Origin of the sequence: Shewanella sp., from assembly GCF_041630135.1 — a bacterium.
In the GTDB taxonomy this organism is placed as follows: Bacteria; Pseudomonadota; Gammaproteobacteria; order Enterobacterales; family Shewanellaceae; genus Shewanella.
In genome coordinates, this window is sequence record NZ_JBFKLW010000009.1 from 30,001 (window position 1) to 50,943 (window position 20,943).

Genomic DNA, 20,943 nt, shown 5'->3' on the forward strand with positions numbered 1-20,943 from the left:
ACAGCAGGACACGCTTATGAAAGCTGGGCAAACTGGCAATATGCGAAAAAAGCACATTGTTTTTATTAGAGATTTGATTAATCAACCCTGAAATTTCCTGTACTGCCAGTCATTCTTATAGGTATAAAACCCTGCTATTTTGCAGGGATTGCACCTTGTTATACCAAAAAACCAGCCCGACACAAGCCTTTTCCTGCATGGCAGCGCCAAGCCTGTCTTTCAGCCCATCGGACATTAGCAAAAGCGACCGGGGAAAAATGTGACACAAGAATGCTTTCAGCGGTAATCAAACGAAGCTCAGGGTATGGTCAGGCTGATGTTACTGCCGTCACTCCCTTTACTTATCTCCACCCGGGTCTGGATCTGCTCTTTCATCTCGGTGACATGGGATATCACCCCAATCATGCGCCCAGCCGACTGCAGGTCTACCAGGGTTCGGATGGCCAGCTCCAACGAGTCCTGATCCAGGCTGCCAAATCCTTCATCGATAAACAGGGTATCGAGCTTGATGCCGCCGGCATAGGCCTGCACCACATCAGAAAGCCCCAATGCCAGCGACAATGCCGCCATAAAGCTCTCACCGCCACTGAGGGTGGCGACAGGCCTAAGCTTACCGCTGTACGCATCTTCCACATCCAAATCCAGGCCGGAAGCGCGGTTACCTTTGGCTTTGTCTTCTTTGCGAATAAGTCGGTAGCGCCCCTTACTCATCAGATGCAAACGGCTGCTGGCTTCAATCAGTACATCATCGAGCAAGACGCCGAGCACAAAACGCTGCAGACTGATACGCGCCCCCGTCTGACCGCTGGCGGCATCGGAGAGCGTGCCAATAAGTGCATAATCTTCATCGAGTCTGGCTGCTGCCTCTGCTTCGCTGCCAAGCTGCGCCCGGGCCCGGCTGTACATTACCTGGGTGTCGTTGAGTGACTGCCAGCGCTGGTTGGATTGGCCAAACTCCTCCTGGGCACAGGCTTCTGCGGCGGCCAGCTCTGTCAAATCCGGTGGCAGAGCATCGCCCAGGGCCTCCTGCTGAGCCGCGAGCCGCTCTTTCAGTCCTGCGAGCTGCTGCTGCCAGCTGGCGATACTGTTTTTGGCAGCGCTCATCTCATCAGCACTCATACGTGCCTGATTAAAGCTCGTCGTATCAGCGAAGCCCTTTGCAACAAGTTCACTATCGAGACGCGACTTCGCCGCGGCGGCGCGGCTGCATGCCCCGGTCAGGGCCTGCTGCAATGCATCCCTGCGCTCATTGCATTGGGTTTGACGGGTTTCGGCCTCTTTTAGCCGGACTTGCAGCTCATCCATCTGCGCACTGAGCGCATTGAATTGCTCTGCAAGCGTGGCAAGGTGCTCATCAAAAGCCTGCTCGCTGCCAAGGCGCTGACACAGCTCAGGTATGGCACTGCTGAGACTCTCTTTTTCACCGCTGGCTTTTTGCAGCTCTCCGGATTGCTGCTCGCGCTGACGCTGCAGTTCTTCTATCTGAGCCTGTAACTGCTTTTGACTATGGCCCAACTGCTCCAGCTCATTTTCCAATGCCTGCAACGAGTGCAGAGCCGCTTTGGCGTTCTGACACGCCTCGCGGCTCTTGAGAAGAACAAGCTGCTTTTGCTCCAGACTGGAAGCAAGCGCATCTCCCAAAGCCGCCGCATCATGTGCAAGCTCCTGCGCCATGGCATCGAGACGCTGCTTTTGCGCCTTGTAATCCGAGCGGGCGCGGCTAAGCAGTTCCCTCGCCTGCTGCTCGGCGTCTCTGGCTGCGGCAAGTTCATCATCACCCGGCAGCATCCCTTCATGGTGAGCAGGATTTGGGTGATCCTTACTGCCACACACAGAACACGGCTCGCCGGGTAAAAGCCTTGCTGCCAGAATCGCGGCCTGCCCCTGATGCCAGGCAAGCTCCAGCAGTTCGCGGGCATGGGTGAGCCGTTCCTGATTGACCTTGGCCTGACGGCCGTCCGCCTCAAGCCGTGAAAGCTCGGCACCAAGCTTATGCGCCTGCCGCTCTTTTTCAATAAATTGCTGCTGACGCTCGAACGCCTGAGTTTGCTGCACCAGCGCGGCCTCAAGGCTCCCGGCGCTGCTTGCCAGCGCCGACAGGTCACGCCGCTGCTGGGTAAGCTGCGCCATGCGGCCCAGGGTATCACCAAGCTGGCTGCGAACATGGGCAAGATTGGCATCAAGTGCACTAAGCCCCTGTCCAAGCGTGGCAATTGCCTCACTCAGCGCCGACAGTCTGCTCATTCTTGGGCGCCACTCAGCCAGTCGCTCGGCGTCCGCCCTGAGCTGCTGGCGTTTTGCATCCAACTCGGGCAGAGCGAATGCCGCCTCTCTGGCATGCGCCAGCGCAGTCTCGGCCTGTTTTGCCTCTTCAACGGCTTGCATAGCCGCGGTTTCAGCGCTTACGCGCTCTTTTTCACGCTCTTCCCAGGCATGCCATGCACCAGCAAGGGACTCTGCGAGTGTCGCGCGCTCAAGCTGAATGCCCAGAGCAGCCATAGACTCGGCCCTGGCGTTTTCGGCCTCGAGCCGCGCCTTGGTGTCATTCAGGGCGCTAAATTCACGCAGCCTGGCTTCTGCCGCCTGACGCCCGGCTTTGGCGGCGGCGAGTTTGGTCTCGGCGGCGAGTTTGGCGTCTGCAGCGCTGGCAAGCTCAGGCGCAAGGGCTGATATAGCGGCGTTGAGCGCATCCAGGCTTTCGGCGCCTGCGGTTTCCAGAATCCCAGCTCTTCGCGCCTCGAGTTCACGGGCTTTGGCTTTGAGCTCCAACGCCCGCTGCTTAAGGCTGTCTTCGATACGTTTATAAATGCCTGTTTGAAACAGCTGGCCGAAGATGGCCTCGCGCTCTTTGGAGTCGGCCAGCAGCAGCTTTCGAAACTGCCCCTGGGGCAGCACCATCACCTGACGAAACTGCTCAACCTCAAGCCCGAGCAAATCTTCTATCTCGGCGGTCACCTCGGTGACCTTGGCCGAGGCCATGGGCACGGCGCTGTCCCCTTCAAGCCGCTCGAGGAAAGCTTCACTCTTTTGCACCGTATAACCATCACCACTTTTTTTGGCCCGCTGCTGCTCGGGAGTTCGCCTGACCCGATAGCGCTTATCCGCCAGACCAAACTCAAACACCACTTCGGTGAGCAGGCTGTCGGGGGCACTGTCGCAGCGCATCTGGGTACCTTCGCGCTCGTTGCCTGTGGTCTTGCCATACAGTGCGAAACAAATGGCATCGAGAATAGTGGTCTTGCCTGCGCCGGTAGGGCCGTTAATCAGGAACAGCGGCCAGTCGCCAAGGGCGGTAAAATCCAGCCTTTGGGTGTCAGCAAAGGGGCCAAAGGCGGTCATCTCAAGGGTCAGCGGCTTCATTGGGCATCCCCCTTGTGCAGCGACGAGATAAGTTCTGTCATCAATTGCCGCTGGGGCTCTGTCATCTGCTCACCCTGTACTTGGCTGAAGAAGTCTTCAAACATGGCCAGTTCACTCTTTTGAATGCGCTCCCTGCCCGGCCCATCCACCTGGCGGGCCTGCATCAGCCCCGTGCGCTCCAGATGCAGCACATTGGGATACACGGCCCTGAGTTTGGCCATGGGCTCCAGAATCGCCTGGGTGTCCAGCAGCCGCACCATCAGGTAATCCTCCCGGGTGGCATCGGTTTTCCCTCGTTCAAGCAGCTCAGCCAGCAGGCCTTCAATCACCCGCACATCGCGTTTTGGCGTAATCGGCAGCAGCTCGATAACAGGTGGCTGATTGGGCTTAAGCTCCACCAGGGTCACCGATTTCTTCTGGTTTTGCTCGCTGAAGGAATATTTGAGTGGCGAGCCCGAGTAACGCACATGCTCGGCTCCCTTGTATTGAGGGCCATGAAGGTGCCCGAGGGCAACATAATCGAAGGGTGCAAATAGCGATGGCGAGATACGATCGGCGCCGCCGATGGACAGCGGCCGCTCTGAGTCCGACTCGCTGCCGCCGTCCAAAAAGCAGTGGCTGAGCACGACTTTGGGTAAGCCCTGGCTGTCGTGAGCCTGTACCTGCCCAAGCAGCGCCGCCATGGCCTCTTCGTGGGTGTGCACATCTTCATCGAGGAGATGCCTGACCAGCGCTGGCTCGGCGTAGGGAATAGGATAGAAAAAGGCGCTGCCGTCTTTGCCATCGATGCGAACCGGCTTTACCTCGGCGCTCACAGGCCCCTGAATATAGAGCCCGGCCCCGGCCATTTGCCGCGCACCGAATGCAATGCGCTCCTGACCGTCATGGTTGCCGCCAATGGCAACCACAGCCACCCCCAGGGTTGTGGTGACCTGATCCAGAAAATCATCCAGTAGGGTTACCGCGGCCGCAGGCGGCACTGAGCGGTCAAAGATATCGCCGGATATCAGTAAGGCGTCCACCTCATGGATGCGGATAAGCTCCAGCAGGCTTTGCAACATCCCGGCCTGCTCGTCCAGCAGCGATTGATTGTGCAGCGTGCGGCCAAGGTGCCAATCCGAGGTATGGATGAATCTCATGAAAACGCCTTTTTGCTTTGAAATTGAGACTCATACTAGGGGATTAGCACAGCGCTGTGAAGGCAGAAAACGGCGTTTTGCCGCTATCTGCCTGCGGCTTCACCACCACTGGAATTCGTTGCCCAGCAGCTTAACACTCATCGCCACCGACATGGTCACCACCAGCGGCTTGATAATGGCCGTGCCCTTGGTGATGACGAGTCTCGAACCCAAGGTGGCACCCAGCGCCTGCCCCACCAGCATCAGGCCACCCAATAGCCAGACCACCTTACCGCCGAGGGCAAAAAAGATAAGCGACGAGATATTGGTGGCAAAGTTAAGCACCTTGGCATGTGCAGTGGCCTTGGCAAGGCCAAAACCTGCCAGACTCACAAAGGCCAGCGCGAAGAAGCTGCCGGTGCCGGGGCCAAAGAAGCCATCGTAAAAACCTATGCCCAATGCCGCAGTAAAGGCAAAAGCCGTTGGCGCCAAGACCCTGTGTCTGTCGTCTTCACTCACTTTTTTGGAAAACAAAAAGTACGCACCAATGGCCAGGATCAGAAAGGGTAACAATTTCTCCAGTACCCCGGCATCAATCAGTTGAATAGCAATAGTTCCCAGCGCCGAGCCTAAAAAAGCACAGAATATCGATAACTTGAGAGTGCGCAAATCTACCATCTTTTTGCGAACGAAATACAAACTGGCCGAGAAACTGCCACCGCAGGCCTGCAACTTGTTGGTCGCAAGCGCCGCCGCCGGAGACAGGCCCACCCACATCAGCGCAGGAATGGTCAGCAAGCCACCGCCACCGGCAATGGCGTCGATAAAACCGGCCACCATAGCCACCACAAACAGCACCGCAGCAAGCTCAAGGGTCAGCGAAAAATCCATGTTTATATCCAAAGGTCAGTCAAGCGAAATCGACACAAACCGGCGGGCGTCGGGTGTCGGTATTGGGAAATTCGAAACCAGCATTTAACGCTTTTTTGCCGTAAAAGGCAAAGGCAGGCAAGCACGCAATTGCCCCCGGAGCAAAGGGACAATTGCGACAGTTTTCAATCAGCAAAAGTTCACGTCGCTGTAGTCTTCTAGGCCGAACTGCTTGAGGTAACAGGTATCGGGGTCGACCTGTGCCTTAAAGGTCAGCACAGCTTCACAATAATCAAACAACGTCTTGCCAAGATAGTCTCTATCGAAAGCATGCAGGGCACTGAGCATTCCCTCAGGCCCCATGTCGCCTTTGAGTTCTATGGGGGTCAGCACATCGATAAAGCTCGCCACCAGGCCATAAATATCCCGCTCGGCCTCGCCTTCATGCTCCCACAAAGCCGGGTCGGCATACTGGCTGGCGTAGCAGCTGGCGGCGATATCGAGTCCAACACCAAAGTTCACCAAACTGGCATTATCGGCATCAATAATAATGTTCTGCGGACAAATGGCCCCGTGGTAGATATCCAGCTGATGCAAATAGTTGAGCGCAGTAAGCAGCTTGGCAAACCAACGCATTGGCTGCCCGGGTTCTATGGGACCACAGGCATTAAGGGCCTCGCCCTGTTCCCACTCTCGCACAATAAACAGGCTGTCGCTTTGGGGCAGCTGTCCAAAGGCCAGTACCCGCTCAATGTTGGGATGGCTGATACGACTCAGGCTGCGATAAAGACTGGACAGCATGGGCCAGGAGGCCTCTGTGCTGTGATACAGGCTCACTGCCACCGGGAAGTTACCCAGCACGTGTTTGGCGCGCCACAGTTCACTGCGATCCCCCCGCGCGGTTTGCTCAATAAGGCTGAAATGATGCTCAATCACGGCGCCGGGTTTAATTTCAAAGGCTGCTTCGTCGTAGTCACATACCCCAAGCTCAATCAGTGCCGACAGGTCGGCCCGAATCGCATCCAAATCCACAGTCATACCTTTGGAAGCGGCCCTGTACCAGTGAAATATCCGCGGCTGCCTGGTGCTCTGGGCGATATTCAGAAACACGGCTGCATAGGCTTTCAGATCATCAAACTCACTGACATCACTGCGAATATCAATAAACTCCACATCGCCGCTATCGCTGACAAACACACAGTTTTCAGCCCAGCCTCCCACCGTGTGGCCGCGGCGATGGATTTGCTGCAGTCCAGTGACCGAGCGGCGCAATATCTCCAGTTTTTGATAGGTTGACAAGGGTTCCAGCGGCAGCAGATTCAAAGGCAGCCCCCGGGGCATACGAATAGGCAGCACCAATTGCTCACCATCCTGGATAAGCGGCGCGCTGTAAGGTACGGCGCCAAGGCCGGAGAGCGCCTGCAGCCGCTTAAACTCTTCCCGCAGCCGCTCTTCATGGCGAGCGGCCTCACTGGCGTCTTCAAATTCGATGGGATGAAGAATTTTCAGCAGCCAGGGGGCGCTCCAGCCGCCGGGATTATATTCCGCCTGCCAGACTTCCAGCCCCTTTTGTAAAAACAGACACTTAAGTTTAATGAAGTCCTGGATTTTGTTGTTGCGGCTCTCCACCAGGGCAACCTGACCTATGGTGTCCAGCACCAGTTCTTTTTGAGCTTGGGTCACAGGATGTTTGTGTGGTGCAGTCAGCCCCCACTCTTTGGTCAGCGCGGCAATGATTTCTGTGGGGGTGTAAATGCTGAGGCTTTCGCCGGACTTATCCAGCTGGATTTCTTCACCCTTGCGGCCTGTAACGAATACCATGCCCTGACACCAGGGCGCATACACGCCAACAGGCACCTTGTGCTTAAGCTTGCCCGCCAGCACCCGCGCCACATAGTTGGCTTTGGAAAGGCTGTTATCGACATCGCGGCCATCCAGCAACCAGGCGTGCAGCCCGGCATCGAGCCTGCCGATGTAGCCTTTGACATCGACCACATACACGCCCCACTGCCCTACCACCAGCGCATCGACCTCCATGGCCTGACCAGTTTTGGTGGGGATCTCCACATTGGTCAGCAAGAAGTAATCGGTGGGAAGCTCATCGGCCAGCAGACCAAAGGCCCAGCGCTCGGCATCGTTTACCGGGGTTCCAAAGCTGATGTGTTTTGCCAATTCGGCCTCCTTTCACGCTGACCGGTTGCTTCGCCCTGAAGCCTGCCCTGGCCGCATATGCCACATTCTGTTTATAAGCACCTGAGTTTACGGCAATAAAAAGCCACCGCAAGCGGTGGCTTTCATGAGTTATTACTCAGGTCTATCAGTGGTTGCAGCCGGGGCCACAGCCGTGATGGTCATGATCGTGGTCATGGTCATCGTCATCCATGAACTCATCATCACCTTCCTGATGCTGCATCACACCCCAGCCGTCACTCTGACCGTCAAACTGACCGGCAAAGTTGTTCAGCTCAAGTTCTTTGGCGACGAGCGCACCGTATTCAGGCAACATGTTGATGCAGACAATCAGCTCCCACTTGTCGATTTCTTCGTTGAAGTTCAGCTCAATCTCACCATCAGCCTCTTGGGCAACCAAGTCTTCAAGTGCAGATTCGGCATCGCGTTTGTCGTCAAACACCAGGAAAAAATCCACGTCCAGCGGCTTGGACAAATCGATACCCGATTCGTGCATGGCTTTGAGCATCTGGCCGTTATCGTCTTCTGGGAAATGCATTTTTTACTCCTTAGGGTGCGAGGATCTCGACAGTTTCACCATTGAATACGACTGTGTCACCGGCAACCAGTTTCTTACGCTTGCGGGTTTCCACTTCACCATTCACCAGTACCATGCCTTCGGCAATGACACGCTTGGCTTCGGCGCCGTCTCCGGTCATACCTTCTACCTTCAGTACTTTATAAAGCTCAATATAGTCTTCACCCGCATGCAGGGTGAGGCTGGATGCTGAACCGCTCAATGCCGCTCTCCACTGATTATAAACCGCTGCATTATACACATAACCGCCGCCTGTCGCGTGAAGTTGCGGTTAATTTACATCACCGCGATCTGCGGCCAGCAGACCATAAACGCAGTCGTTGTGCCATTCATCGCCGATAAGGCTGTGGTTTTTCAGCACACCTTCGAGCTGAAAGCCTAGCCGCTCAAGCACGGCGCGTGAGCCGAGGTTTTGCTCACTGCACCAGGCTACAAATTTATGAATATTAAAAAGGTGAGCGCCCCAATCGATAACGGCGCGGGTGGCCTCGGTGGCAAAGCCCTTGCCGGACATTACCGGGCTCAGCATATAGCCCACTTCGGCGCGCCGCGACAGCGGACAGTCCTGATGAAAACCTGAGTAGCCAACAAAATCGCCCTCAAGGGTTTCAATCACCAAAGTAAGCCAGTCGCCACTGTCATACTCCCAGGGCAGCAAGCGGGCTGCAAACTTGGCCTCAACCAGCTCTACACTCTCACACACCCGAACATATCGGTTTACGCCGGCATCGCTTTGCATGGCCACAAAATTGGCCTTGTCATCAGGCCCGAGGGGGCGCAGTTTCAGGCGGTCGGTGAAAAGCTCAATGTGCACGGGGTATCCTTACTGTGGTGGACAATAAATTAGCAGGCAACAAAAAGTTGAAGAAAAGAAAACGGCTGCCGATGCAGCCGTTTTTTAATCTATCATCCCCGACTGGTCACTTCCACCAGATGGTAACCAAATTGGGTTTTGACCGGTCCCTGAACCACATTGATGGGGGCGCTGAATACCACTTCATCGAATTCCCGCACCATCATGCCCGGTCCAAACGCCCCCAGTTCACCACCCTGAGTGCCCGAAGGACAGACTGAGTGCTGTCTGGCGATATCGCCAAAATCCGCACCGCTTTGAATAAGTTGTTTCAGGATCTCGCAGTGTTCCTCAGAGCTGACCAAAAGGTGTCTCGCTGTTGCCCGAACCATAGCTTTCTCCTTATCAGTATCGGGGCTGCCACCCCGGCTTTTTTAACGGCTCATGGCCTGCACACAGCAGCAGGAAATCCAGTATAGGGATCCTCGTACGAATAAAAAAGCCGCTGATGAAAAAAACATCAAAGCTGACTTTCCACCCAGCGATTGATCTTCTGCTCCATCACCGCCATCGGCAACGAACCCGAGGTCAGCACCTGATCGTGGAAGCCGCGCAGATCGAACTTGTCTCCCAGGCGCTTCTCGGCATCGGCACGCAACTCCAGGATTTTCAGCTGGCCAACCTTGTAGGACAAGGCTTGCCCAGGGATGGCCATATAGCGCTCCACCTCGGCAATGATATCGGTTTCGGCCATGGGCGAGTTGTCCTTCATATACTGAATGGCCTGCTCACGGCTCCAGCCCTTGGCATGCAGCCCTGTGTCCACCACCAGACGCATGGCGCGCAGCATCTCATCAGAGAGCTTACCAAAGTACTGATAAGGGTCGGTGAACAGCCCCATCTCGATACCCAGATATTCGGCATAGAGCGCCCAACCTTCTTCGAAGGCGGTGTAACCGCTGAAACGCTGGAACTCAGGCACGCCCGTCAGCTCCTGCTTGATGGCGATTTGGAAGTGGTGGCCGGGGGCCGCCTCGTGCAATGACAGAGTCGTCATGCCCCACTTAGGCTGAGCCTTGAGGTTGTAGGTGTTGATATAAAACACACCAGGACGGCTGCCATCCACTGCGGGCGACTCATAGGAGGCTCCGGCGGCGGATTGCTCACGGAAGGCTTCCACCGGCTTAACCACATAATCGGCTTTTGGCATTACGTTGAAGTACTTGGGCAGCACTTTGTTGATGTCATCCTTGATGGCCATGTAACCATCGACCAAGCCCTGACGCTCATTGAAGAAGTACTGCGGCTCGCTGGAAAGTGAGGCGAAGAAAGCCTTAAGGTCACCTTCGAAACCAACCTGCTGACGCACCTTATCCATTTCAGACAGGATGCGGGACACTTCGCCAAGGCCGATGTCATGAATGTCGTCCACAGACTTGTTAGTAGTCGTGTGCAGATTGGCCAGGTGCTGATACCACAGCTTACCGTTGGGCAGCCCCCACCAGCCGTCAGACGCGCGGGCAGCAGGCAGATAACTTTCTTTGAGGAAACCTTCCATACGGGCAAGCGCCGGAAGCAGGCGCTCGCTAATCAGCGCCTGATAGCGGTTTTCAAGCTCAAGCTTATCTTCGGCGCTGAAGGACTCAGGCAGTTTGCTAATGGGCGCGTAGAAGATGCTGTCTTTGGCATCGGCCACTTGTTGGGCTGTAAACTGGGGGATCATCCGCTCCACCAACACCCGTGGCAACACCACTTTGCTGGCCATGCCTTCTTTCATGCGTGCCTCTGCCCTATCGAGCCAGGCGATAAAGCCATCAACCCGCGACTCCCAATTCAGGTAGTCCTGTTTGGTCGCAAAAGGCTGCGCTGCTTCGCCACTGCCCAGCTGGATCATGGTGATCACTGTGCTGTAGAACTGGTTCATCGGCAGGAAACGCGCCGGGAAGGTCTCATCCACCAGGGCGATATTGCGATCGTACACAAACAGGTCGTAGGACAGCTGCAAATCGGCAGGTAAGGCGTCGCGGTTTATCTTGTTTACCTCAGCCAGGTAGCGGGTATTAAAGTCGTGACGGCCCTTAAGGTATTCATCGGACAAATCGCCGCCAAACTGGTCGTTGTAGTCATTCACGCCAAAGAAGGTGGCGTAAATAGGCTCAAGCTTGAGGTAGTCCTTAAAGTAATTGTCGACCATCGCCAGATAGCGGGCCTCGGCTGACACCTCCAAGCTGCTTGTCGCCTCGGCTTTGGCCGGTGCCTGAGCTGGGGCCACCGTCTGGGCCTCTCCGCAACCACCCAAGCAAAGAGCCGCCGAAACCGCCAGAGCCAATATACCTTTTTGCATTGTCTTTTCTCCCTTTGACTATAATCACTGCAAAGTTACCTATAATGAAAACATCACCTTTGCAGGAGTTCGCCTTATGATTTATTCATTTCGTAATTCCGGATTCCGGGATCCGGAAACGGGTGTCTACAATCAAACTTACTTTCTGGAAGTGTTTAATCGTGAATGGCACAGACATATACGTGAACAACAAAGTCTGGCGCTATTGTATCTTTACCCTCACCTGCGCGAAACCATTAAACATCCGGGTATATTGGAACTCTTTACAAAAGAGATCGAAGGTACTCTGCTTCGTGCTACAGATTTATTGGCCAGAATGAACGACGACTGCTTTGCATTTGGCCTGTTCAATATTGATTCCCAAGGTGCTTCTGTGGTGGCCGAACGAATCGAACAGGCAATCAGTGAATTTATTAAGAGATATGAAAAAGACCACAGTGTCAGGATGGAATATAAACTGGCCACATGTATATGTAGCCCAACCAGAGAGCAACGTATTGAAAAGCTTTTTACCAATACAGAAACCATGGCCAGGCTGCTTGAACAGGATAAAGGCAAACAATCAGCAATAGAGTGTCTGCATTGAGTACGATTAAGGTTGCCAACCAGGAACCTTTAAAAATTTCAGTAAGAATAAACCTCAGCATAGCCAAAAAGAAAAAGCCACCCAAGGGTGGCTTTTTACTATTGCAAATCAACTGACATTAAAGAGTAACGTTGTTGATACGCGCTTTTTCTTCGATATAAGCAACGTAGCTTTTTGCACTTCGCTCAGTCTTCTTATCCTGAGCGGCCAGCTTAGCGTAGCGATGAGCCGACTTATATTGCTTTAGGTGCAAGTGAGCCAAAGCCAATTCAAACTGAACTTCACCGGCGTGCTCTACTCCGGCATTCAGGGCTTTCTCAAGCACCGGAATTGCAGTTGAGTATTTTTCTGCCAGAGAGAGCATACGTCCCTGCTTGAGGAAAAGCTTACCATCTTTCTTTTCCTCTGCAGCCTTACCGTAGTACTCAGCAGACTTATCGACTTCCTTAGCGTTAAGGAAAAAATCCGCCAGCTGTTCAAAGTTTTTCGCGTTTGACTCTATCACACCTGACTTCATGTGTTTTTCCATGACAGTCGCAGCGCGATAGGGAGCCCCCTGACTTGCTGAAAGCTGCGCATAGCGAACCAAATTGCTACCGTCATCTTTCAGGAACCCATTCCGATAACACAGGTCATAGGTCTGCAGTGAACGAGGGAAATCCTCGGTCAACAGGTAGAACTGTGCCAACTGGATCCACAGACGCTTATCGTCCTGGAACAGTGGAATCATGGTTTCCAGCACCTTCACAGCATTCTTGTACTGCTTCTTCTCGAAGTAAGCAGTCAATTTCATCTGATACAGGTTTTTATCAGGCTCTTTAGCGTGAGACAGACCTTTATCGGCTACTTCAATAACCTTGTCCCACTGCTTAAGTTCGCTATAAGCAATACCGATACGGCGGTACACAACTGGGTCGTCTTGCTTACAGGCAAACTCCATCCACTTGTAGTACATTGCGATTGCTTCTTTCCACTTTTTATCCTGGATAAGCAAATCTGCGTATAACTTCATAGTCGCCGCATGGTCTGTACCACCAAGCACATCAGCATCTACTGCTTGCTTAAGGTACTTGACAGCAGTGCCCATCTGACTCTTTTCGGCATAAAAGTTACCCAACATACGAGCAACATATGCCTTGTCAAAGTCACCTTTGGCATTGGCCTCAAGCAGAATGGCAATCGCTTCATCGAGCTTACCATCGGTATAGGCTTCAAAGGATTTTTGTACCTTCTTACCCACACTTTCACCAACGGCGCGGGCCTGACGCTGATCCATTGGACACTTGTCTGCTGCCTGTGCCATCGGCACAACCAATGCACTGGCAGTCAGGGACAGCAACAAAGCGCTGGCAAGTTTATTGACTTGACGCATCCTTATTTACCTCCCAGTGTAAAGTCCAGCTGTACCTGCATTCCTGGCTGCCTCTGGGCAACACCATCGACAACTTTTGGCTTGTACTTCCACTTTTTAAGCGCGCGTATCGCTTCTTTATCGAATAAACGCTTGGGTTCAGCTTCGATAACTTCTACATCATCTACACCACCGATTTCGGTGATTGTAAAACGAAGCCTTACCCAGCCTTCCTTACCGTCGCGCGCCGCGGCGATAGGATACTGAGGTTCGATACGCACGATTGGCGTGGCGTCACCATCGCGGGTCATCATATTACCCAGCTTAAACCCAGTACTGGCACCTCCTGACTCTAGACCACCCATGTTAAAGGTGATGCCACCATCGATGTTGGTCGATGCGTCAGGCGGAGTAGTGTCCGGCTTTGGTGGCTGCTCTGGTGGTGGGGGTGGCTTAGGCACCACCCTTGGCTTGTTCTGCGCCTTCGCATCCTGCCTATCCATGGTGATTTCAATCACCGGAGTTTCGGCGGAGTTATCGTGGCGCGTTGCACCACCTCCGACCAAGGCAGCCATGAACCAGAACAAACCAAATGTCACCAAAGCACCAATAATGATAGATACTAGTGCTCTCAACATAATTAGTCGTTCCCCGCAGAAACCGCGATCTTATCGATACCGGCAGCCTTCACCTGATCCAGAACCTTAACAACGATGCCGTGTTGGGCTTCTTTGTCAGCCTGGATCAGTACTGAGGCTTCCGGCGCTTCAGCCAACATACGTTCAACGTTTGCTGTCACGCGCTCAATGTCAACCTGACGGTTTTCCATCATAATCACACCAGTCTTGCTAACTCCGATAAAGATGTTAGCAGATGGCTGCTTGGTCGCCTGTGCCGCCGGAGGCTTGTTGTAGTCCAAACCAGATGGCTTCACGAACGATGTAGTTACGATGAAGAAGATCAGCATGATGAACACGATGTCGAGCATCGGAGTCATGTCGATTTGAGCTTCCTCGTCTACGCTGGAATGCTTTTTACGAGCCATGTTAAATCTCTCTTTAGTGGTGTGGCAGGCTGTCTTTCAGCCGCTCAAGGCTAATTCTCATTTTGGCGTCCAAACGGGTACTGAAAAATACCCCGGAAAGTGCCGCAACCATTCCAGCCATAGTTGGCATAGTTGCCTGAGAAATACCAGCCGCCATCATACGAGCATTACTGGTGCCCTGTACTGCCATCACATCGAACACTGTGATCATACCGGTTACAGTACCCAGCAGACCTATCATCGGGCAAAGCGCCACTAAGGTCTTGATCATCAGCATACGCGCGTTCATATCTTGCTTCGCTTGGGATACCCAAGCTTCACGGATACGGTGTGCATACCAGGAAGTGGTTTCTTCCCTGGCTTCCCATGCAGAGATGATGGCCAGATGCTCTTTTGGTGCTACCCAGTTAAGGTACCAAAAGCGCTCCAACATCAACACCCACATGAGAAACAGTACAACCGCTACAAGCCAGAGGACGTCGCCCCCGGTGGCCATGAAGCCCCTGACGGAATCCCATACATCCATCAGGAATAGCATCATTAGTTAGCCCTCTTCTCAGCGTGTTCAGCAATGATACCCGCACTCTGCTCTTCGAGAGTTTGTACGATAGTCTTACTGCGAGCAACCACGATAGCGTGAACCAGCATCAGTGGCAGTGCAGCAACCAGACCCTGTACGGTAGTAACCAGCGCCATAGAGATACCGCCAGCCATCAGTTTTGGATCGCCAGTACCGAACAGCTGGATGCTCTGGAAGGTTGCAATCATACCGGTTACGGTACCCAGCAGACCCATCATTGGAGCAATAGCGGCCAGTACTTTGATGATAGAGATACGAGTCTCAATCGCTGGAGTTTCTTTCAGGATGGCTTCATCCAGTTTCAGCTCCAGAGTTTCAACGTCGGCGTCTTTGTTGTCCTGATACACTTTCAGGATACGGCCCAGAGCGTTGTTACCTGGGTTAGCCACGTTCTTGGACTGAGCCTTAACTTTAGAACCGATCACGAACAGAGTCAGCAGACGCTCAAGACCAATCAGCAGACCCAGAGCCAGAATACCGATAATGATGTAACCGATAGGACCACCGGCTTCAATACGGTCTTCGAAAGAGGCTTTCTGAGTGAAAATGTTCAGCAAAGTACCGCGAGCAGGGTCAACGTATACCTTTTCAGCACCGCTGGTAGCGGCTTCCCACTTGGCGATTGGCGCAACCTGATAACCATCTGGCTGAGCAGACAGCTGCTGGATCAGACCCAGTTCTGGGTTGTAAACAACGTACTTGCCATCAGCAGTCAGGTTGAATGCACCGATACGGTGTACAGTGGTGTTAACAACGTTACCGTCGATGTCGGTTACCGCAGCGTCAAACTTAACTACTTTACCTGACTCAGCCATTTCAAACAGCTGCTCTTGCCAGAACTTTTCCAGCTCTTCAATTTTTGGCAGCTGCTTGCGAGAGCCCAAGTCAGCGATGAACACGTCACGCTTAGGGTACTGAGCAGAAATGTTAGAACCTACCAGCTTACCAGCGAAATCACCGGCTTCACCTTTAACCACACCGAACATCTCACCCAGGTCACCCTGAGCAGTTTTCAGATCTTCTTCGAGCTGAGCAATTTTACGCTCATTGTCGATAAAAGCTTGGTTCAGGTCTTTGCCACGCTGCTTTTCGGCAGCCAGGGCTGATTTTTCACGCTGCAGCAGAGCAGCTTTATCACCACGCTCAGCTTTGAATTCGGCTTCGCGCTTAGAGTTGACTTTACCTTCAGCTACACGCTCGGTTTTCACCTGCTGCAGCAGCTGATCGATAGTCTTTGGCGCGTCGGCAGCACTAACCATACCGGCAGTGAGTGACAGACTGGCCGCAACAACGGCGGTAGAAATTAGCTTCTTCATTATTTTGCAGTCTCCGCAGCTGGAATTGGTAACGCAAAGAGGTCAAGAGCGCCCTGCTTACGGGCAATGCGGATGCCTTTGGTCAGCTCACGCAGGTGGCTGTCTTCCAGTTTATCCCAACCTTTGGTGTCAGTGTTGTACATCCAACCGGTCTTCTGGTCCAAGCTCTGCGCGTACAGCGCAACGCGTCCCAGGTTGAAGAAGTCAACCAGTACTTCTTTGCCGTCGAGATTCAATTTACCAGTGTTAACTGCAACGAAAGTGCCATACTCACGCTCGATGCTGTAAGCATCCAGAATGAGACGATACTTTTCAGCCAGGGTAACTTCAGCAGTGCTGAGTAAACCCTTCAGGTTATCGATACGCTCTTTACGAACTTCAGTGTTGAATGGCAGATCCAGAGCAACAAACTGCTCCAGTGACTCAACCATTTTAAACATCAAAGGCACTACGCCCTGACGCAGCTTATCAACACCGTTGATATCATCCTGGATAGAGTTCATGGTCTTTTGCTGGTCAGCAACCAGCGAAGCCAAGTAGTCGTTATAGGCTTTCAGAGCTTCACGCTCATCGGCTACAGAGCCGTATTCAAACAGCATGTCCTGAGCCTGATCAAAGTAGCCATCTACTTTTTTCTGAGATGCAGCCGCGTCGGCGTGGATCTGGGCATCGGCTTTCTGAACCTCTTTCAGAGGATCAGCAACTACCAGGTTGCTGCCGGCCAGAGCCAACGCGCCAACAAGTGCAGTAGCGATTTTGGTTCTATTGCTTACCTTGGACATAGTTCCCAACCAATTTGAAGTGAATAAAGGTGTAACTTATGCGTAACTCAGACTATTTGATACATCAAACGTTTGTTTAGCACACATAAGTTGGTCTTTCTCTTGTGATTGTTAGAGTTTTCTTCCCTTTTCCATGCCCCGAGAGGCATAGACCCGCTCGCATCATTTCACAAAATGTTGACCTGTGTCAACATGGCCTTTGACACCGAATCTATCCCACAATGTAGGGAATAACAACGAACGCTCGCACGCTGGTCGTTTTACATACAACACCAACAAACGGTATGTTCAATATGACAATCTGGCGCTTTTTTCACGCCACTGAATACCACTTATTAGGTCTTGTGGCCTAAAGCTAACAGTGCCGATTACCTAATCGCTTTTGCAATAGAAAATTTTGTTTCTTTGCAGGAGTCCGTATGACTTGTTGTTTGTTATAAGAAATAACAATAGCGGAAGAATGCAGACATAAGCATGCCGACCAAAAGCTTTAGGCCTTAGAGCCGTCTGTAGATAGAAGCACCTGGTGGACTTATAGTATATGCACCGGCACCAGCCCCTTATATTTTAAAGAATCTGAAAGAATCAAGCCGATTTCGCTAGCGAATTTAACATTAAATCAATCACCTAAGTTTAATGTCATTTTTTAGCGGTTGTATCAGTGAGAAAAAATTCTTTTGATAAAGAACTTGTCTGCGAGTTACTCAGACCAGTCGAAGCTCCGTTGAGCATATGACGGTTCTTTACAATCCCCCACCAATGCACAACGTTTGTGGAAAAGTGGACTTATATGTAAAAAAGCCACCTCTCAGGAGGTGGCTTCTGTTTACAGGACTAGTAGATGATTTTCATCTAGCTAATCACAACTACATCTGCTGAACAAATTAGAACTTGTAGTCAGCTTGTACGTAGAAGGTACGGCCGTATGGATCGGCGTAGCGTGGATCATAACCGACCTGGTGACCAGCAGCAGCATTCAGAGTAAATGGAGGCTCTTCGTCCAGCAGGTTCTTGATACCAAAGATCAGGTTGGCTGAATCACCCAGCGCATATGACATACGGTAGTCGATAGTGAAGTAGTGTGGTACATGCTTCTGAACCAGGCTACCATCAACTGCTTCATCCCAATCCGCTGCTTGGGCAACGTAAAATGCTACGTCTGCCGCCGCATCTTGGTAACCACTACGATAGTTAACATAAAGGCTTTGAGTCAGATCACCCATGGTCAGAGTATTCGCAATACGAATCTGATTACGGAATGTAACAGCTTCGTTTGGACCTACTTTGCCCATACTGGTATCCCACACATCGGTGGTACCAATACGCAGGTTCTTACTTTCAATCATGTAAGTGCCCTGAACATTGGTGTTCCAGGTACCGAAAGACAGCTCATTGCTGAAGTCGAATGACCAGTCAATACCTGAAGTCTTTGACTTACCGATGTTATCTGGAGCCTGCACAATTGCCAGAATGGTGTCACCGGTACCTTTGTCAGTCTTGGTAACAAACAGGTCACTATAACGGTCAGCTTCGAAGAAAATCTGGTTTTGAGTCAGACGGCTCACCTGATCCTGCATCTCAACGTTCCAGTAATCAACGCCGAAGCTGGTACCGCTGTCGCCAGACCATACAAAACCAACTGTATACTGAGTTGATTTTTCAGGCTTCAGATCGCCGTTACCTTCGCGGTACACATCGTACTGCAACTTATCGGTGTAGCAGTACTGAGCTTTTTCAGCTGGCAGGCCTTCTGGACAATCATATGCAGTTGCTGTTACGCCAAACTCAACACGAGGCTCAGCAATTTGACGCATAGTTGGTGCTTTGAAACCAGTACCATAAGAAGCACGGAACAACCACTCATCGGTAGGACGATAAGAAGCACTCAGCTTGTAAGTGGTATCGGCCTGTGAATCACCAACTGTCTTTTCACCTGCACGCATATCGTCTTTGGTTGCGCCAATGTGGTCATAACGCAAAGAACCAGTCACTTCAAAGTTTTCAGCAACAGGGACAATTACTTCTGCAAATGCACCGTACATGTTGCGAGACAGGTCAAACTCATCGCCCTTGCCGTCAAGGAAGATCAGTTCTTGCTCGTTCGCCTCAGAAATACTTACTGAGTACTCTTGTTCGCGGTAATCGAAACCAACACCCAGATATACGTCGCCTGCAGGCATTTCGGCGATAACACCAGAAGCTTTACCTTCTACAGTGAACAAACCAGTGTCGGTTGTGTCCCAGTTACCGTTATACATGGTGTCTTTAACAGCTTTATTCTGCTCTGCGCTCATGTCTTCAGGAGCCAGGAATACATTCAGATCACCAGATGCGAGCAACGCACGGAATTCAGCATCCAATGGATAACCAGTGATACGGTTATCTTCACGGGTTGCATCACCCTTGTTGATGGCGAAGTCATATGACCAATCGGCAACTTCACCAGTAACACCCACAACAAACTGCTTGGTCACAGTGCTGTATTCGTTAGTACGGTTGCCACCTGGCAGAACGCGCCAGCGAGCTGCATATTTTGTAGCGTCGCCTGCAACGTCTTGACTAATACCGTTTGCATCTTCCCAATCGCTTGGAAGGTAAGGAATTACGTAATCCTGAACCAGGTCACTATTCGCTCCCAGAGAGAAAGTACCAGTTGGGTACGGAGCGATACGAGAGGTCATGTCAAACTTGGAATAAGTAGCAGATGCGTATACTTCCATGCTGTCAGTCACAGCAAATACGCCTTGCAACAGGAAGTTGTCGCGAGTGCTTTCAGGCTGAATTTCCAGAGTGCTGGTATAGTCAAACTGACACGCATTGCCAGAAGGACCGCTGGTCTCATGACATGAACCAGTCATTTCCTTATATGGGTTTAACGCGTAAGTACCTGTTTTCTGCTTACCATCAACGATAACCAGGTTACCATCTGCATCGCGTACGTTATAGGTTACATAAGCGTTACCAGGAATGGCGTTAGATGAACCAGAAATAGCAATCAGTTGCTGTCCAGCGTGCTCAAACTCAACCATACCAGTCTTAGCAAAGTCACGGTCAGATGCTTTCAGACTGTCTTTGCCATCGTGGTTGTAAGAAGCCATGATGTTAAAGCCATCAGTGCTTATATCACCAAAACCAGTGGTAATGTTAAAGTTGTAGCTGGAGGTATCCTGAGGCTTGCTATAACGAGCGCTGACAGTAGTCTCTTGAACATCATCTTTCAGAATGAAGTTTACCACACCAGCAATGGCATCGGAGCCGTAAAGAGCTGATGCACCGTCAGACAGAATCTCTACTCGCTTGATAGCAGCAAGAGGAATGGAGTTAATGTCTACAGAACCACCTGAATCTGAAGATACTTGACGACGACCATTAACCAGAACCAGAGTGTATTCAGCACCCAGATCGCGCAAAGAAGCAGTCTGAACACCGCCGCCGCCGCCGCCAACAGATTCACCTTCTGCAACAAAGCCCTGCATTGAAGGCAGGCTTGCGATCAGATCAGGTACACTGGTCACGCCTGATTTTGCAATCTCAGCAGCATCAATTACCTGAACAGGCAGAGCACCTTCCAGATCGGTACGCTTAATGGCAGAACCAGTAATTTGGATTCTCTCTACTTTTTCACCGTCTTCTGCAGCATAAACTGCTGGCAGAGCAAAAGCTGAAGAGGCCGCACCAGCGACCAAGGCAAAACGCACTGATTTTGCCAGAATGCTGTTCTTAAGCATCGTCTATCTCCCTGGATTAACATTTTTTATAATTTATGCCCATCGGGCTTGTGTAGCAGGAGTTACACAAGTAAACACCCTGTCACCACTACCGACGGATGGAAACACATAAAACACAACTTTTCAACATCTAATAACAAAATACACAAAACGCCACTGTCCCCAAAAATCGACAACAATATTTCGAGTACGACCATAGCAAGAAAGCTAGAAATAATATTTTCTTTTAATTCAGAACGATACAGATAGTCAGGATTCGATTTAATGGATAAAAATCAGATTGAGGGCTTTTTTACGCATAAG

Annotated in this window: 17 protein-coding genes; 1 reads left to right on the top strand and 16 read right to left on the bottom strand. The window is 51.9% G+C overall.

From position 1 onward, the window contains the following. Positions 1 to 297 precede the first annotated feature (297 nt). The 9 genes from ABYK60_RS04025 to ABYK60_RS04065 all read right to left on the bottom strand — a co-directional run bounded on the left by ABYK60_RS04025 (position 298) and on the right by ABYK60_RS04065 (position 11,252). Complete coding sequence (locus tag ABYK60_RS04025) at positions 298 to 3,360, bottom strand: AAA family ATPase (protein WP_372870645.1); 3,063 nt, start codon at positions 3,358 to 3,360, stop codon at positions 298 to 300. Then, positions 3,357 to 4,499, bottom strand: a complete 1,143-nt coding sequence (locus tag ABYK60_RS04030; RefSeq protein WP_372870646.1) for an exonuclease SbcCD subunit D — start codon at positions 4,497 to 4,499, stop codon at positions 3,357 to 3,359. Before ABYK60_RS04030 ends, ABYK60_RS04025 begins: the two co-directional genes overlap by 4 nt. A gap of 99 nt (positions 4,500 to 4,598) precedes the next feature. Next, positions 4,599 to 5,369 (bottom strand): TSUP family transporter, encoded by a 771-nt coding sequence (locus ABYK60_RS04035; RefSeq protein WP_372870647.1) that lies wholly within the window; start codon positions 5,367 to 5,369, stop codon positions 4,599 to 4,601. Between the two features lie 168 nt (positions 5,370 to 5,537). After that, on the bottom strand, positions 5,538 to 7,520 hold the full coding sequence (locus ABYK60_RS04040) for an NERD domain-containing protein kinase family protein (protein WP_372870648.1): 1,983 nt from the start codon (positions 7,518 to 7,520) through the stop codon (positions 5,538 to 5,540). A 145-nt stretch (positions 7,521 to 7,665) separates the two neighbouring features. Next, the gene (locus ABYK60_RS04045; RefSeq protein WP_372870649.1) at positions 7,666 to 8,076 is read right to left on the bottom strand and encodes a ribonuclease E inhibitor RraB; all 411 of its coding nucleotides are present in this window, start codon (positions 8,074 to 8,076) and stop codon (positions 7,666 to 7,668) included. A gap of 10 nt (positions 8,077 to 8,086) precedes the next feature. Beyond that, positions 8,087 to 8,317: an RNA-binding S4 domain-containing protein gene (locus tag ABYK60_RS04050; protein ID WP_372870650.1), complete on the bottom strand. Its 231-nt coding sequence runs from the start codon at positions 8,315 to 8,317 to the stop codon at positions 8,087 to 8,089. A gap of 69 nt (positions 8,318 to 8,386) precedes the next feature. Next, on the bottom strand, positions 8,387 to 8,929 hold the full coding sequence (locus tag ABYK60_RS04055; protein ID WP_372870651.1) for a GNAT family N-acetyltransferase: 543 nt from the start codon (positions 8,927 to 8,929) through the stop codon (positions 8,387 to 8,389). Between the two features lie 92 nt (positions 8,930 to 9,021). Then, positions 9,022 to 9,300 carry a peptidylprolyl isomerase gene (locus tag ABYK60_RS04060; protein WP_372870652.1) on the bottom strand — a complete coding sequence of 93 codons (279 nt, stop codon included), beginning with the start codon at positions 9,298 to 9,300 and terminating at the stop codon, positions 9,022 to 9,024. A 128-nt stretch (positions 9,301 to 9,428) separates the two neighbouring features. Beyond that, positions 9,429 to 11,252, bottom strand: coding sequence for a DUF885 family protein (locus ABYK60_RS04065; RefSeq protein WP_372870653.1), 1,824 nt, complete (start codon positions 11,250 to 11,252; stop codon positions 9,429 to 9,431). 76 nt (positions 11,253 to 11,328) lie between these two features. Between ABYK60_RS04065 and ABYK60_RS04070 the strand changes: the two genes are divergently transcribed. Beyond that, entirely contained in the window at positions 11,329 to 11,838 is a 510-nt protein-coding gene (locus tag ABYK60_RS04070; protein ID WP_372870654.1) for a diguanylate cyclase domain-containing protein, read from the top strand. A gap of 118 nt (positions 11,839 to 11,956) precedes the next feature. Here the strand turns inward: ABYK60_RS04070 and ABYK60_RS04075 are convergent, their stop codons facing one another. From ABYK60_RS04075 to ABYK60_RS04105, 7 genes are all read right to left on the bottom strand, one after another. After that, positions 11,957 to 13,210 carry a tetratricopeptide repeat protein gene (locus tag ABYK60_RS04075; RefSeq protein ID WP_372870655.1) on the bottom strand — a complete coding sequence of 418 codons (1,254 nt, stop codon included), beginning with the start codon at positions 13,208 to 13,210 and terminating at the stop codon, positions 11,957 to 11,959. A gap of 2 nt (positions 13,211 to 13,212) precedes the next feature. Continuing rightward, on the bottom strand, positions 13,213 to 13,827 hold the full coding sequence (locus ABYK60_RS04080) for an energy transducer TonB (protein ID WP_372870656.1): 615 nt from the start codon (positions 13,825 to 13,827) through the stop codon (positions 13,213 to 13,215). A 2-nt stretch (positions 13,828 to 13,829) separates the two neighbouring features. Further along, positions 13,830 to 14,234, bottom strand: coding sequence for an ExbD/TolR family protein (locus ABYK60_RS04085; protein WP_372870657.1), 405 nt, complete (start codon positions 14,232 to 14,234; stop codon positions 13,830 to 13,832). 13 nt (positions 14,235 to 14,247) lie between these two features. Next, positions 14,248 to 14,775 carry a MotA/TolQ/ExbB proton channel family protein gene (locus ABYK60_RS04090; RefSeq protein ID WP_372870658.1) on the bottom strand — a complete coding sequence of 176 codons (528 nt, stop codon included), beginning with the start codon at positions 14,773 to 14,775 and terminating at the stop codon, positions 14,248 to 14,250. Further along, a complete protein-coding gene (locus ABYK60_RS04095; RefSeq protein ID WP_372870659.1) occupies positions 14,775 to 16,130 on the bottom strand; it encodes a MotA/TolQ/ExbB proton channel family protein in 1,356 nt (451 codons plus the stop codon). Before ABYK60_RS04095 ends, ABYK60_RS04090 begins: the two co-directional genes overlap by 1 nt. Beyond that, positions 16,130 to 16,912 carry a DUF3450 domain-containing protein gene (locus ABYK60_RS04100; RefSeq protein WP_372870660.1) on the bottom strand — a complete coding sequence of 261 codons (783 nt, stop codon included), beginning with the start codon at positions 16,910 to 16,912 and terminating at the stop codon, positions 16,130 to 16,132. The genes ABYK60_RS04095 and ABYK60_RS04100 overlap by 1 nt, the downstream gene beginning before the upstream one ends. An 884-nt stretch (positions 16,913 to 17,796) precedes the next feature. Then, on the bottom strand, positions 17,797 to 20,640 hold the full coding sequence (locus ABYK60_RS04105; protein ID WP_372870661.1) for a TonB-dependent receptor: 2,844 nt from the start codon (positions 20,638 to 20,640) through the stop codon (positions 17,797 to 17,799). Between the last annotated feature and the right edge of the window lie 303 nt (positions 20,641 to 20,943).